The sequence below is a fragment of the Demequina sediminicola genome, assembly GCF_000975055.1.
Lineage (GTDB): Bacteria > Actinomycetota > Actinomycetes > Actinomycetales > Demequinaceae > Demequina > Demequina sediminicola.
Genome location: NZ_BBRB01000002.1, coordinates 54,717 through 68,882, shown reverse-complemented (window position 1 = coordinate 68,882; position 14,166 = coordinate 54,717). Strand labels below are relative to the sequence as shown.

At 64.1% G+C, this 14,166-nt stretch carries 14 protein-coding genes; 7 read left to right on the top strand and 7 right to left on the bottom strand.

The annotated features are described in order from the left end of the window. Positions 1–29: 29 nt before the first annotated feature. The 4 genes from AOP79_RS05235 to AOP79_RS05220 form a co-directional block, all read right to left on the bottom strand. Entirely contained in the window at positions 30–1,973 is a 1,944-nt protein-coding gene (locus tag AOP79_RS05235; RefSeq protein ID WP_062071223.1) for a choice-of-anchor A family protein, read from the bottom strand. A 192-nt stretch (positions 1,974–2,165) separates the two neighbouring features. Beyond that, positions 2,166–2,558, bottom strand: a complete 393-nt coding sequence (locus AOP79_RS05230) for a hypothetical protein (RefSeq protein ID WP_201774437.1) — start codon at positions 2,556–2,558, stop codon at positions 2,166–2,168. A gap of 20 nt (positions 2,559–2,578) precedes the next feature. Continuing rightward, positions 2,579–2,899, bottom strand: coding sequence for a hypothetical protein (locus tag AOP79_RS05225; protein ID WP_062071219.1), 321 nt, complete (start codon positions 2,897–2,899; stop codon positions 2,579–2,581). Further along, a complete protein-coding gene (locus tag AOP79_RS05220; protein ID WP_062071217.1) occupies positions 2,896–3,084 on the bottom strand; it encodes a DUF4244 domain-containing protein in 189 nt (62 codons plus the stop codon). Before AOP79_RS05220 ends, AOP79_RS05225 begins: the two co-directional genes overlap by 4 nt. A gap of 213 nt (positions 3,085–3,297) precedes the next feature. Between AOP79_RS05220 and AOP79_RS05215 the strand changes: the two genes are divergently transcribed. From AOP79_RS05215 to AOP79_RS05200, 4 genes are read left to right on the top strand one after another with little or no spacing between them, the layout of a single operon-like run. Beyond that, positions 3,298–4,917, top strand: a complete 1,620-nt coding sequence (locus AOP79_RS05215) for an N-acyl-D-amino-acid deacylase family protein (protein ID WP_062071215.1) — start codon at positions 3,298–3,300, stop codon at positions 4,915–4,917. Beyond that, positions 4,914–5,645, top strand: coding sequence for an IclR family transcriptional regulator (locus tag AOP79_RS05210; protein ID WP_062071213.1), 732 nt, complete (start codon positions 4,914–4,916; stop codon positions 5,643–5,645). Before AOP79_RS05215 ends, AOP79_RS05210 begins: the two co-directional genes overlap by 4 nt. A 46-nt stretch (positions 5,646–5,691) precedes the next feature. Then, the gene (locus AOP79_RS05205) at positions 5,692–6,078 is read left to right on the top strand and encodes a RidA family protein (RefSeq protein WP_062071211.1); all 387 of its coding nucleotides are present in this window, start codon (positions 5,692–5,694) and stop codon (positions 6,076–6,078) included. Between the two features lie 14 nt (positions 6,079–6,092). Beyond that, positions 6,093–7,370 carry an alanine racemase gene (locus AOP79_RS05200; RefSeq protein WP_236683256.1) on the top strand — a complete coding sequence of 426 codons (1,278 nt, stop codon included), beginning with the start codon at positions 6,093–6,095 and terminating at the stop codon, positions 7,368–7,370. Here the strand turns inward: AOP79_RS05200 and AOP79_RS05195 are convergent. Both AOP79_RS05195 and AOP79_RS05190 read right to left on the bottom strand, forming a co-directional pair. Further along, positions 7,367–8,338, bottom strand: coding sequence for a type II secretion system F family protein (locus AOP79_RS05195; protein ID WP_161794224.1), 972 nt, complete (start codon positions 8,336–8,338; stop codon positions 7,367–7,369). The genes AOP79_RS05200 and AOP79_RS05195 overlap by 4 nt on opposite strands. Continuing rightward, complete coding sequence (locus AOP79_RS05190) at positions 8,325–9,398, bottom strand: TadA family conjugal transfer-associated ATPase (RefSeq protein ID WP_062071207.1); 1,074 nt, start codon at positions 9,396–9,398, stop codon at positions 8,325–8,327. The genes AOP79_RS05195 and AOP79_RS05190 overlap by 14 nt, the downstream gene beginning before the upstream one ends. A 204-nt stretch (positions 9,399–9,602) precedes the next feature. Here AOP79_RS05190 and AOP79_RS05185 point away from each other — a divergent pair, with 204 nt between their 5' ends. Beyond that, on the top strand, positions 9,603–10,406 hold the full coding sequence (locus AOP79_RS05185) for an HAD family hydrolase (RefSeq protein ID WP_062071205.1): 804 nt from the start codon (positions 9,603–9,605) through the stop codon (positions 10,404–10,406). Positions 10,407–10,626: 220 nt separating this feature from the next. Next, positions 10,627–11,562 carry a hypothetical protein gene (locus AOP79_RS05180; RefSeq protein ID WP_152648020.1) on the top strand — a complete coding sequence of 312 codons (936 nt, stop codon included), beginning with the start codon at positions 10,627–10,629 and terminating at the stop codon, positions 11,560–11,562. Between the two features lie 70 nt (positions 11,563–11,632). On the opposite strand, the gene AOP79_RS11870 is transcribed toward AOP79_RS05180, so the two are convergent. Continuing rightward, positions 11,633–11,911 (bottom strand): hypothetical protein, encoded by a 279-nt coding sequence (locus AOP79_RS11870; RefSeq protein ID WP_062071200.1) that lies wholly within the window; start codon positions 11,909–11,911, stop codon positions 11,633–11,635. Between the two features lie 227 nt (positions 11,912–12,138). Between AOP79_RS11870 and acs the strand changes: the two genes are divergently transcribed. Further along, positions 12,139–14,136 carry an acetate--CoA ligase gene (gene acs / locus AOP79_RS05170; protein WP_062071198.1) on the top strand — a complete coding sequence of 666 codons (1,998 nt, stop codon included), beginning with the start codon at positions 12,139–12,141 and terminating at the stop codon, positions 14,134–14,136. Positions 14,137–14,166 lie beyond the last annotated feature (30 nt).

The window sequence follows — 14,166 nt, the reverse complement described above, 5'->3', positions numbered from 1 at the left end:
AGCAAATGGAGCCACTTGGCGGTGGGGGGTTAGCGTTGGCGGCGCGCCGCGATCAGCATTCCACCCAAGACCATCAGCAGGGCCGCGAAGCCCACGAGCACCGAGGTCTGAGTGGAGTCAATACCGGTCGTAGGCAGCTGCCCGGCACTGCCAGTCGCATCACCGCTATCCGTCGCACCGGCGGCGTTGTCCTGAGTGTCGACGCTCGCTGAGGACGATGGATCTGCAGAAGGACTATTGCTGGCCACCGGCGTGGGGTCGTCCGCAGGGTCGGCAGTCGGATTGGCGGTGGGGCTCGCGCTTGGAGAAGCGGACGGGTCAGCTGAAGGGCTCACACTGGGCGAGGCAGACGGACTAGCCGACGGGCTCACGCTTGGAGACGCAGACGGACTAGCCGACGGGCTCACGCTTGGAGACGCAGACGGGCTCGCTGAAGGACTGGTGCTCGGCGACGTCGACGGGCTCACGCTGGGCGAGGCAGACGGGCTAGCTGAAGGACTGGTGCTCGGCGACGTCGACGGGCTCACGCTGGGGGACGCGGACGGGCTAGCTGAAGGACTAGCCGACGGGCTCACGCTGGGGGACGCGGACGGGCTCGCTGAAGGACTCGTGCTCGGCGAAGTGGACGGACTCACCGAAGGACTCGCCGAGGGGCTCGTGCTCGGATCCACGTTCGCGTCCTGGACACAGCCCAGGCCTGCGGTGAAGGGGTATGCGTGAAACTCCGATCCTGTGCCGCTCGCCGCGCTCGCGTTGCCGTGCTCAACGCTGCCCGGGGTATAGAAGCGGCCGTTGAGGCCGGGTGCGGCGAGGATTGCGGTAGATGCCTCTTGGCCCATGAGCCAGGAGCCGGGGTACTGCCCGTTGCCGTCGATGAGCAGAGTGGACGCGTCAGGAATGTTCCACAGAATGCGCGTGGTGAGTTCATTGAATGCGCGCGTGTGGTCAAACGTGTCATCAATGAAGAACGAGCCGGCGTTGAGTGTCACGTTGGTGCCGGTGATGTTGATCAGGACCGCGGCATCTGCCGGCAGGTCACGGAACGTCCAGCTGGTGGCGCTCAGTGCGGCGTCTGCTGCATCGAGCGAGAACACCTGGATGTCCGAAGAGTTGTCTCCCGTCAAAGTCAGTGAGGAGCCCTGCAGATCGATGGTTCCGTGGGCCACGCTCAGGGACTGACCAGCACCATTCTTGGCAAGTGCAGCATTCGTGGTGGCAAGCTCGCTGTAGCACTGTGTGGAGTAGACGTTCATCAGTCCGTTGGCGCCAACGAGGTCGCGGTACTGGTCCAGCGAAGTCTGCGTCTGTGCCGTGCTCAGCAGAGTGTTGTAGGTATTTGGCTCTGCGGTGTTGTCGTTCCAGAACGCGTCGATATTGCCCAAGCGGCCATGCGGCTGTGAACCTCCGTAGGTGGGGTTCTTGAAGTTCTGGTCGCCGACGACACCGATGTTTCCGTACCGGTTCTCTCCCAAGGTGAAACCCACTTCCGCGGTCACGCCTTCTGGCACAGTGACGGAACCTTCAACAAGGAGCATGTCAGCCGAGTTTTGGGGCGTGACTTGAGAGCCGACGCCGACGCCTCCGACGTTGTACGCCTTGTTGAATGCGGCATTTCCATAGACCACGAGGAGGCCTTCGGTCTCGGCGCCTCCACCACTGCTTTGTGTCGACTGCGCCGTGAAGTCACCTCCGACAATGACATTCGCCGCATTGTCGACACCCAAGAACGCCGTTCCCGTGGTGGGGTACCCATAAGTATTGTCGGCGCAGTCCGTCGCGGGGTCAGTACCAGGCTCACAAGCACCCCAGTTGCCGCCTGCAGGGTTTCCGCCGGGGATGATGCCGTCCACGCCGGGGAGGTCGTAGCCCGCCGGCAATTGAGCTTGAGCCGTCGCGGCAATAGTTGCCGCGAGGACCACAGTGACGGTCGATACGGAGGCGAGGCGGCCCGCTCGGGTACTCGGGGAAGACATGGGGAACTCCAGATGCAGGTTTTGGGCACAGCACAAAGTCGCCACAGGAATTCTGCGGCAATGCAAGGCTGAGGGATTAACAGCCATTTTACGGGAGAGTGCACACGAAGTTATCCAACGCTCGTTGGCCAAATCCGTTCACAAATCAGACATTCGCCCCAAAATGCCGACCTCTGGTCGAGGCCGAAGTGATCACCCTCGCGCCCGGCTGGGCCCGGCTACGGAGAACGCCGATGCTTGAGCAGGACCACGGCCCACCGTCACCGTCACGCGCACAATCGCCCCAGACACCTCGCACGAGACGATCGCCGCCCCGTGAGCTCGTGCAGCATGGCCAGCCGAGTCGCATGGAGCCTCACCCTCCGCCTGCGCACCCCTCGCGCCGGAAAGCGACGTTTCGCGAGCCACCGTTGCCCCGGCAAGCGCAGCGTGATCCGCCCCGATGCGAGCATCGGCTCGCCACTGGAGTGCCTGCGCACCCGTGAGCACCAGCGCCACCACCATGACTGCGGCGACAACCATGCCCACCATCAAGACAGACGCTGCGCCATCGTCACGGGTGGCGGCCCTGGCCCTCAGCCGCATTCTCACCACACTTGCGCGCATCATCCTTGAACTCGGGCCGTGGAGGTGGCCGCAATGTCAGGAAGCCACGCATTCCCGGGCAGCGTCACGGTGGCGTGAATCCAAGGTGAGACGCGGGAAATAGATACGCCAGCGTCGGCTGAGACTCCTGCAACGACACTACGCCCCGCCTCATCCCCCTCCACGGCAGCGGTGCGGGCCGCGAGCGCAGCAAGGTCCTTCGCCTGGAGGTGCTCACCTGCCCACGAGAGCGTCGTGAGAACCAATCCCACCACGACGACCATCACGGGCAATGCCAACGCGAACTCTGCGGTCACGGAGCCGCGCTCGCGGTCGCTCATCCGAAGGCCGACTGCACGACGCCCAGGAGGAGGTTGCGCACTTCATCCGACTTAATGATGGCGATGAGGATTCCAGCGAAGGCGGCCGCAGCCACGGTGACCAAGGCGTATTCGGTGGTGGCCATGCCGTCGTCGCGCCGTGAGCGTTCTTTGCGGGCGGCGATCATGCTGCGTAGGCGTGTCATGGGTGTCCTTTCTGTCGGGAGGATTTCTTCCGACATGGACACTGTCGTCGGCCACAATGCCGGTTTCCTGGGCCGCGCGGAATCTGTGGATATGCCCGGTTTGTACCTGTGAGTTGGGGACAGCAGAATGGGGCTGGATTTTCCCCCCGAACCGGGCTATCGTGACGCTGTGCGAAGGACGCACACGCTGTGCATATATTGCAAAAGGTGATCATGATGCCCCAGAGCCGGCGCATCGTCCTCCGGGGCGGAACCGTCATCGACGGACTCCGACAACGCACCCGCGCAGCTGACGTCGCTATCGTTGGCGACCGCATCACCGGCGTCGGCACCATCGACGCAAAATCGCACGACACCGTCATCGACTGCACCGGACGGCTTGTCATGCCCGGCCTCATCGACACCCACGCCCACCTTGAAGGCGCCATCTTCACACCTGACGTCCAACGCGCCATGCTCCGGCAAGGTGTGACCAGCGTCATCACCGGCCAAGACGGCGTCTCCTACGCACCCGGAAGCACCCCCTGGGCAACGCAGTACTTTGCCGCGATCAACGGCCCCCACCCTCACCTCACCACCACGACCGGCGACCCAGACGCCGACACCACCACCGATATCCGCATTCGCGACCTCCTAGCCACGTACGACGGAACCACTGCCGTCAACGTCGGCACACTCGTCCCTGCAGGCAACGTCCGCCACGCAGTCATGGGCATGGACACCGGCCGCGCATCGGCCCGCGAACTCAACACCATGAAGCGCATGGTGAAGACCGGCCTCGCCGACGGCGCACTCGGCCTGTCCACCGGGCTCGACTACGTGCCCGGCCTCTACGCTGACGCGGAAGAGATCTCCCGGCTATGCGAACCCGTCGCAGCCGCCGGCGCTGTCTACGTCACCCACATGCGCGGCGGCTACGAAGCCAACTCCGAGTTCGGCATCCGCGAGGTAGCCCGCATCATGGAACGCACTGGAGTGCGAGGCCACATCTCCCACTTCCACGTCCACGCCGCCGAAGGGCGCAAGCTCCTCAGCGAACTCGCAGCGGCCGGCCACGACGTCACCTTCGACATGTACCCCTACACGCGAGGATGCACTCTCCTGGCGATGGCTCTCCTACCTCCGGAATACAGCGCCCTGGACGTCAACGATGCCGTCGAGAAACTCAAGAGCCAACGCGAACGCCAACGCCTCCAGAGCGAATGGTTCCCTCAGGTCGCCAAGAAAGCCAGCCTGGGCCCCGCATGGCCATCCATGATCACCATTGCCCACGCACCCCACCTCGAGTGGATGTGGACCGAGGGCCTCACCCTCGAAGACATCGCCCGCCGCATCGGCGCGACCGTCGTCGACACCGTCCTCGACCTCCTCATCGAACTGCGGCTCGAAGTCAGTGCCGTGATGGCGGTCCGCGATCAGCGCCCCGACGATGACCTCGCCAAACTCTTCTCCCATGACGCGTTCATGGGCGGCAGCGACGGCATCGTTCTGGGCGGCTCACCCCACCCCCGTGCATACGGGGCCTTCGCACGATTCCTTTCCACCTTCGTCGGCCGCTCCTTTACCTGGGCAGGCGCTGCGATTCATCTCTCCGGGCGCCCAGCACAAAGGTTTGGCCTCGGCGACCGAGGAGCAGTACGGCCAGGCTGGATAGCCGACATCGCCATCGTCGATCCCACCGGGGTGCGCGACGAAGCCACCTACGACAACCCACGCCAACCTGCCAGCGGCATCGACGATGTCCTGGTAGCGGGAGAAGTTGTCCTCAGTAACGGAGAGCTCACCGGCGAGCTTTCCGGGCGCGGACTGCGCCGGACAGGAGCAGCACGATGACTCAAAGCGTCACCCGCGGAGCCGAGATTCTCACGCGACTCGCCGATGGACCCCAGCCCATCACGACCCTCGCGGACGACTTTGGCGTTCACCGCACCACCATGTACCGCGAACTCCGCTCGCTTGAAGAGGCCGGGCTGCTGCGCCGTGACCCTCAAGGCGACTATCGGCTCGGGGTGCGGTTGATCTCACTCGCACAGGCCGCACTCGACCAGATTGACCTGCGCGACGTTGCTCGCCCCACGATCGACGCCCTGCATCACAAAGTGGGCGGCACCGTCCACCTCGCCGCGCTCATTGACAATGCGATTGTCTACGTCGACAAGCGAGAAGACCCACGGGGAATCCGCCTGTACTCGCAGATCGGCCGCGCCGTCATCCCGTACTGCACCGCGTCAGGCAAAGCTGTGCTCTCCCGCTTAGACCCCCTCAGCCGAGACAAGATGCTCAGTGACGTGACGTGGCGCACCTACACACCCACCACGATCACATCCCGCCGCCGCCTCGACGAGCAACTCACCAAGGTCACCCAGCAGGGGTACGCCATCGACGACGGCGAGTTTGAGTCCTTCGTGCGCTGCATGGCTGTTCCGATCATCGCTTCCCACGGAGTGGTCGGCGCACTCTCCATGACGGCACTGCGAGACGTCGACGGCGCCGACACCCTCGCACGCAACCGTCCCGCCTTGGCCGCCGCTGCCGCACGCATCGGCGCTGAACTGGGTTAACCCCCTACCCTCACTATCCCCAATCCCATCAATCAAGGAGAAATACATGGCTAAGAAGGCCGTTCTGCTCGACAACGCCCCCAAGCCTGCAGGCCCATACAGCCACGGAGTCGTTGCCGGCGGGTTCCTTTACACCGCAGGCTTCGGACCCCAGGACCCGGCCACCGGCGAAGTCGTCCCGGGCGCTGTCTACGAGCAGACGCACCAGGTCCTCAACAACGTCGAGGCCGTCCTCGCCGCACACGGCGCCACGCTCGATGATGTGGTGAAGGTCACCACACACTTGGAGCGCTTGGACCGAGACTTCGCTGAATACAACCGCGCCTACGGGGAACGTTTTAACGAGCCCTACCCGGTTCGCACCACCGTCGGATCCGACCTGGCCAACATCCTGGTCGAGATCGACGTCGTCGCCTACATCGGCGACAAGTAGCCAAGGCGCGGGCTATGCCACTGACACCTTCCGAGTTGATTCTCAATGACGAGAAGTCGCTGCCTCCATGGGCGGTGGGGCGAAGCGTCGCAGACGTACTCGCCGAACGACCCGGGCTTGACCAGTGGTGGACCCCGCTCTTGCTGGTGGACCGCCGCCGACTGAGCCACAACATCGGTTTCTTTGCCTCGTGGGCGCGAGCGCTGGGCGTGGAGCACATGCCGCACGGCAAGACTTCCATGGCGCCTGAACTGTGGCGCGAGCAGATTGATGCCGGGGCGAGCGGGATCACGGTGGCAACACCGTGGCAGGCCCGAATCGCCGTGGAGTCCGGTATCGCAACGATCATGCTTGCTAACCAAGTGGCCGATCCGCACACGGCTCAATGGCTGGCACACCACCAGAGCGAGTCGGCCCAGGTCATCCCCTGGGTCGACTCGCCGTTGGCCGTCGACCTCCTCGCCGATGCTGGACGTCAAGCTGGCACCACCATCGGCGTTCTGGTCGAGGTCGGGCGACCTGGCGGCCGTACGGGAACACGGAGCCTCGCCGATGCGCGGGCACTGATCGCTCGCATCCATCACTCCGATGGCGTCACGCTCGCAGGCATCGCCGGCTATGAGGGTGCCGTGACCCATGGCCGTGGGGCCGATGCGCTGGCAACGGTCAAGACATTTGTCACCGATCTGGTGGGGTTGGCTCGCGAGGCACGCACGGGTGACGCACCGCTGATCGTGACCGCGGGAGGATCCGCGTATCCAGATGTGGTGGCCGACGCACTCTCTATGGCGGTCGCCGAAGGAATGCGAGGCATACTGCGCAGCGGTGCCTACATCTTGCACGACGAGGGACACTACGAGGAGATCTCTCCGTTTGACCATGGACGCCTCGCGGGAGGCTTGCTTCCTGCTGCCCGCGCCCACGCACGTGTGGTGTCCGCCCCGGAGCCAGGCTTGGTCCTGCTTGACGCCGGTAAACGCGACCTCCCTTACGACGAGGGACTCCCCCGTCCATTGCGCGCATGGACCGCTGATGGCCGGAGCATCGATCTCGCAGCGACCGGAAGCGATTCTCAGCCAGATGACGCTCAGCCCGCGAAGGTCACCGCACTGAATGACCAGCATGCGTTCCTCGCGACGGGCAGTGCCGTATTGAGCGTGGGCGACGTCGTGGAGCTGGGGCTCTCTCACCCTTGCACGATGACAGACAAGTGGCGCCTGATTCCTGTGGTTGACAACCTCGAACGTGGCCGGGACGCCGTGATCGTGGACTTCCTCCAGACACACTTCTAGAGCCCCGACAACTCAACGGACCCTACGACCGCGGCAATCATGGGGACGATGCCGACCACGACGAACGCTGGCAGCAAACAGAGCGTCAGCGGAAGCGAGAGGGTGACGCCCAGACGCCCTACTGCACGTTGAGCTTGAGCACGGGTCGTCCGAATTGCCTCATCCGTTGCCGTCCGCAACGCCGGGGCTGCTGACGCCCCGCAACGGTGCGGGGCTCGTAGGGCACGCTCCACGACCGGTGCAAGTGAGCCGTCGACACGAGCGGCCGTAGCCCACACCCGAGCCCACGGTTCGCCGCGAGCAAGCGAAGCGCCCGCGGACGCGAGCGCCGCACCCTCGGTGTCGCCAGCATCTTCCACGACCCGACCGACCCGCATCAAGGCACCGGGGAGATCCATGCCGGCCGCCAATGTTGCCTCGATGAGAGCTAACGCCACTGGGGTTGCCACCCCTGACGGCGATGGGACCGCATCGCGCAGCAACGACCGAGTCCAGGCCCGTCCCAGCATCGTCAATATGCCCCCCACTGTCAGCAGCACCCAGCCAAAGGGCGTCGTGAACAGCAGTCCGAGCGCGCGCGGATCGAGCAGGGCCGCCAACCCCACTCCCGCGAGCGGCAGCCATGCCAGCACCTTTGCACTCATACCGGGCCCTGCCAGCGCCGCTTCACACGCGTCTCGCGCCTCCTGCCGTTCCCGCTCCACCTCGACGATCCTGCGCAGAACGCGCGCCAATGGAACCCCACCATCCCGGGCCAACTGTGCGGCAGCACGGATGCCGACGGTGCTCGCCCCGTGCACCTGCGGGAGACCGTCAGCGCCTACCTCAACATCAGCTTCAGCCCAGGCACGTTCCGGTGGCAGTCCTGACTCGAGCAACGCCACGGCGTCGGCAACCTCAACCCCCAGGCCCACCTCTCCACTCCCGCGAGCGGCACCGCTCAAAGGACGGTCCCTACGCCGCAGCATCGGGGGTCCATCCGCCGAGCACAGCACACAGCGCCTGCCAGCCCGGACCCTGCCGCCATCCCTTGGCTGTCCACCCCACGGCCTCAATCGCGACAAGGGCCTCGTCACGATGCTCCAACACCGCAATGCTCGCAAGGCGGCGCGCACCACCACTGCGCTCCACATGGAGGATCACGTCAAAAGCGATCCCAGCCTGCAACTCCACGGTGCGTTGGCTCATCCCCGCGAGTGCGCCCAGCGCCACAAGGCGCGCCGGGACATCGGCTGGCGAGTTCGCATGAACCGTCGCAAACCCACCCCGATGGCCCGTGTTGAAGACCGACAACACCTCACGAACCTCTGGCCCCCGGCATTCGCCCAGCACGACGCGATCTGGACGCATACGCATTGCTTCCCTCACCAGCAATGGCAAACCAATCGCCCCAGACCCCTCGATGTTGGCGCGCCGCTCCACCAGCCGCACCACATGAGGATGGTCAGGCTGGAGTTCGCCCGCCTCCTCGATGATCAGGATGCGCTCGGTCGGGTCCACCTCAGACAACAGTGACGCGAGCAGCGTGGTCTTTCCTGAGCCCGTTGCGCCCGTGACGAGCGCGGAACATCGTTGGCGCACCAGTTCCCGCACCAAGGCCACTGCGGAGCCACTCACCATTCCGCCCACGGCGAGGTCGTCCAGGGTCAGAGCCTGGCTCCTGACTCGCCGTAGGGAGATGGCCGCGCACTCGGGAGCGATGGGTGGCAGGGCGGCGTGCAGGCGTGTGCCATCCGGAAGCCTGGCGTCGACGAGGGGGCTCGCATCGTCGAGTCGACGTCCGCCCGCGCTCGCCAACGTGACGGCGAGCACTCGCACGGCTTCCGCATCGGGCAAGTCCACTGTCTGGCGTTCCAAGCCGCGGCCGCGATCAATCCACGCGGTTCCGGGCTCGTTCACCAGAACATCGGTCACCCCGGGCAACGCAAGTAATGGCGCGAGCGGGCCCGCATACGGCGCGCTCGGTTGCGGAGGTCGAAGTATGGCGATGGTGTCGCGTGCACTCGAAGTTGCGAGGGTGTCGGTCATGTCCACGACACTGCTCGTGCGATCCGCGTCACACCACCACGGCGCGAAACTCGTGGACTCGTGCGGGAGGGAACGGCGCCTGGGGACGCTTCCAGGCAGCCGTCATCGCCACCGGTCCACCATGATTCGCGGAGCTCGCGTCGGAGCGCCGTGGCGCAGTGTCGGTTGCGACAGTTAGGCTGTGGTCTAGCCACAGGAGGTGCCATGCCACGCAAGAAGGCCACACATCGGTCAGCCGCATTCTTCGATCTCGATAAGACCATCATCGCGACGAGTTCATCGATGGCCTTTTCACGCCCGTTTTACGATGGCGGCCTCATTACCAGGACCGATGCAGTTCGCACCGCATACTCCCAGTTCCTGTTCCTCGTTGGCGCAGCGGATGAACGCCAGACCACACGGCTCCGCGACTCACTCTCCGACCTCATCAAGGGCTGGGACGTCGCCGCAGTGAAGCGCATCGTCACGGAGACCGCCCACGAACACATCGATCCAGTGGTGTTCGCAGAGGCGCTGACCCTGATCAAGCGCCACCAAGCCAATGGCCGTGACGTAGTGATCGTCTCAGCGTCCGCGCGCGACATTGTGGAACCCATCGCCGAGATTCTGGGAGCCGATGCCGTGATCGCCTCGGAGCTCGAGGTGAAGAAGGGTTTCTACACGGGTGAAGTGACGTTCTACAACTACGGAGAAAGCAAAGCGGAGGCAATCCGCGATCTCGCCGAGAAGCGCGGCTACGACCTCCATCGCTCCTACGCGTACTCCGACTCCATCACAGATGCCCCCATGCTCAACGTGGTGGGGCACGGCTTTACGGTGAACGCGGATCGCGCCCTCCGACGCGCCGCAATCGAGTACGGCTGGGGCAACCTCAAGTTCAAGAAGCCCGTAGGCCTCCACTCCGGACCGCCGGCTAAGCCCATCTTGGTAGCGGTGCTTGCCGTTGCGGCGATCGTGGCTGGTGGCATCTTGCTCTCCAAGGCCACCGAACGCCCTCCTGAGGAGTGACACACCTCACGCAACGCTGACGCCACCCCACACGTCTATAGGGCAGACAGGACTCGAGGGTCCGGTTTGCTCAGGGGTAGGACGCCGCGAGTGTCAGGGTTGCGGCCTGTCCACATCATCCCGATGGCCGATACCTGCATGTCACAAGTGCCGCGTATCCTGAACCCTCACGCTGAACACGACGGGTGGCACACACATGTGCCAGGAGGATAGGGAAGCAATGCACAAGGGGCTAATGGTGGTGGGCGGAATCGCTCTCGCCAGTGCATCGGCAGCGATTGGATGGTTCGGAGTTCAGTGGCTTTTCCAGCCTGACGACACCTCGGCATCGGCCGAATCCACCGAACCTGCGGGCCCCACCACGCCGCTTTCCTACGACCTCTCCCAGGTACTCGCCAACGGCGAGGACCTGTTTAGCCCACCCCAGTGCGGCGAAACGTGGACCTCGGAAGTCACTCCTGGTAACACCGTAGTTCCCATCGTGAACGTCACCACCACAGACTCGGGGGCAACTGCGAACGTCGCGTTCACGTCAGACGCTGAGGGCGTGACTGCTTTCCTCGCGCAGACGGGGCAGCTCATTGTCACCCGGGACGATGTTGTGGTCACCCCAAACTGGGGAAGCGAGTTTGTGCCGGAACTCTACATGACGACCGGCGACACACAGACGGCACCCGGGCCAGACCTGGAGATGACCGGGGCATCGTTGTGTGACGTGGCAGATGAACTGAACTCGATCCTCGCGGACATCGACTGGGAGAACTCCACACAGGAGGAAATTGACGCCCAGTATGCGAAGGCCGCCGAATTCGAAGCGGAGCACGAGACACTTCCCGCTGGCGACTACAAGGTCTACGCGTGGAGCCCGATCATCCGTGGCGAACAGGCCGCTGTCGCACGGACTCTTTTCGAAGAGGGCGTGACTGATGTGTCGCTCTTGCAATACACCGCGGGGTACTCAGCACTCTCAGAGGACGAGCGTATCCAGCCGTACTGCGATGAAGCCGAAACGCCCGATGGCGGCACCGAACTACTGTGCGATGTTCCTCAGGACGTGCTGATCGAGGTGCTGGAACGCGATGTTCCCGAGTCCTACATCGTGGACGCAGAACCCGCCGTCGCAATCTCAGAAGCGTTCGCGTTCACTATTGAGTGACCCCGCGCTGGGCCCACGACGGAGAGCCGTCGCGGGAGAGAATCCTCGCGGGCCATGGGAGACCCACGACTTAGCCTGTCTTGCGCCTGAAGTCAGTGTGCCCATGCGCAGCGCCATTACCGTGAAGCGCGTCGGTGGCTGGATGCTTGCCTGACGATCCCGGGCGTGATGTCTGCCCATCGAATCCCACGAAGCGATCCATCACTTCCTGCGCGTCACCGTCCTTGACGGCAGCGAGAAACTCCTCGGCCTCCTTCTCGCGCATGAGTTTGGCGAGCTTCCCATGGTGGAAGATCACTACTTCCCCATTGGACCGAGTGGCGTAGTCATAACCTTCTGGTGCGCTCATGTTCCTCATCGTCACACGGCAGGGCGCGCACCGCATCTTCACCAGGCCCCGCAAACCCCCGCCAACCCCCGCGAAGTGGCTCCATTTCATCGTCTAGCGCCCTCAAAACAGCGAAATGGAGCCATTTCGCGTGGGGGTGGGGATGCTAATGCCAGGTTTACCAGGGCACCTAACAAACCCCTGGTCGACATTTTACGAAACTTTCCTAACAAACTAGAGTGACGCTCATGGTCAACGATGCCCAAACTCTAGAGAATCTGCACACCGAGACGCGGTCCTTTCCGCCGTCTCCCGAGTTCGCCGAGCAGGCTAACGCCCGCGCGGAGATGTACACGCAAGCCGCGGCCGACCGCCTCGGTTTCTGGCGTGAACAAGCCGAACACCTCCACTGGGACACCCCCTTCACTGAGGTTCTTGACTGGTCCGATGCCCCTGTCGCCCGCTGGTTTGGCGACGGCACACTCAATGCTTGCGATAACGCAGTCGACCGCCACGTGCGCGAAGGCCGCGGAGATCGTGTGGCTTTTTACTTTGAAGGTGAGCCCGGGGATTCCCGCACGCTTACTTACTCCGACATGCAGCGCGAAGTTTCGAAGGCGGCCAACGCCCTCGAGAGCCTTGGCGTCACCAAGGGCGACCGCGTCGCCATCTACCTTCCCCAGATCCCCGAAGCCGTGGTCTCGATGCTCGCCTGTGCGCGCATCGGCGCTATCCACTCAGTGGTCTTTGGAGGGTTCTCCTCTGACAGCCTGCGCCAACGCATCGACGATGCTCAGGCCAAGCTGGTCATCACAGCCGATGGCGGTAACCGCCGAGGCGCCCACCTTGCCCTCAAGCCTCTGGTCGATGCCGCGTTGGCACCGTCCGAGGCCAACCCCACGGAAGCCGAATCTGTGGAGCACGTCCTCACGGTGCAGCGCACCGGACAGGACACAGAATGGACCGAGGGACGAGACGTGTGGTGGCACGACGTGGTCGAGCCTGCATCCGACGAGCACACCCCGGTGATGGTCGAGGCTGAACACCCGCTGTTCATCCTCTACACCTCCGGCACGACCGGAACGCCCAAGGGCCTGTTCCACACCACCGGCGGCTACCTCACCGGCGCAAGTTACACACACCGTGTCGTGTTCGACCTCAAGCCCGAGACCGACGTGTACTGGTGCTCGGCTGACGTCGGCTGGATCACCGGCCACTCGTACATCGTGTACGGACCCATGATCAACGGCGCCACCCAGGTCCTCTACGAAGGCGTGCCCAACGCTCCTCACGAGGGCCGCTGGTGGGAGATCATCGAGAAGTACAAGGTCTCGATCTTCTACACCGCGCCCACCGCCATCCGTACGTTCATGAAGTGGGGTGAGGCGATTCCCAACAAGTTCGACCTCTCCTCCCTCCGACTCCTCGGATCTGTGGGTGAACCCATCAACCCCGAGGCATGGATGTGGTACCGCCGCGTGATCGGCGGCGACCGTTGCCCCATCGTGGACACCTGGTGGCAAACCGAGACGGGCTCCATCATGATCTCCCCCCTTCCGGGCGTCACGGCCGCCAAACCAGGCTCTGCGCAGGTAGCGCTGCCCGGAATCTCGGCGGCAGTGGTCGACGACGACGCCAACGAAGTGGGGCCAGGTCGTGGCGGGTACCTGGTGCTCGATCAGCCATGGCCGTCGATGCTGCGAGGCGTCTGGGGCGACCGCGAGCGCTACGAAGACACCTATTGGAGCCGCTTCAAGGGCCTGTACTTTGCCGGCGACGGCGCCAAGCGCGACGCTGACGGTGACATCTGGCTGATGGGTCGCGTGGACGACGTCATGAACGTGTCCGGGCACCGCCTGTCGACAACCGAGATCGAGTCCGCACTGGTCTCTCACCCCTGGGTTGCTGAAGCCGCAGTGGTGGGCGCCAAGGACGAGACCACAGGCCAGGCCGTCGTGGCGTTCGTAGTGATCCGCGACGATTCGGAAGCTGCCAACCTCGAGCACCACGAAGTTGCCGTGGCGTTGCGCGAGAAGGTCAAGAGCGAGATTGGCGCACTGGCCAAGCCTCGTACGGTCCTGCTGGTGTCCGAGGTCCCCAAGACGCGTTCGGGCAAGATCATGCGCCGGCTGCTTCGCGATGTCGCCGAACACCGTGAGGTGGGCGACGTCTCGACCTTGGCCAACGCAACGGTCATGAACGCGATCCGCGACAACATGGAGTCCGGTAAGGCTGACGACGACTGATCGTCACCCTCCATACAACAGTGCCGGCCC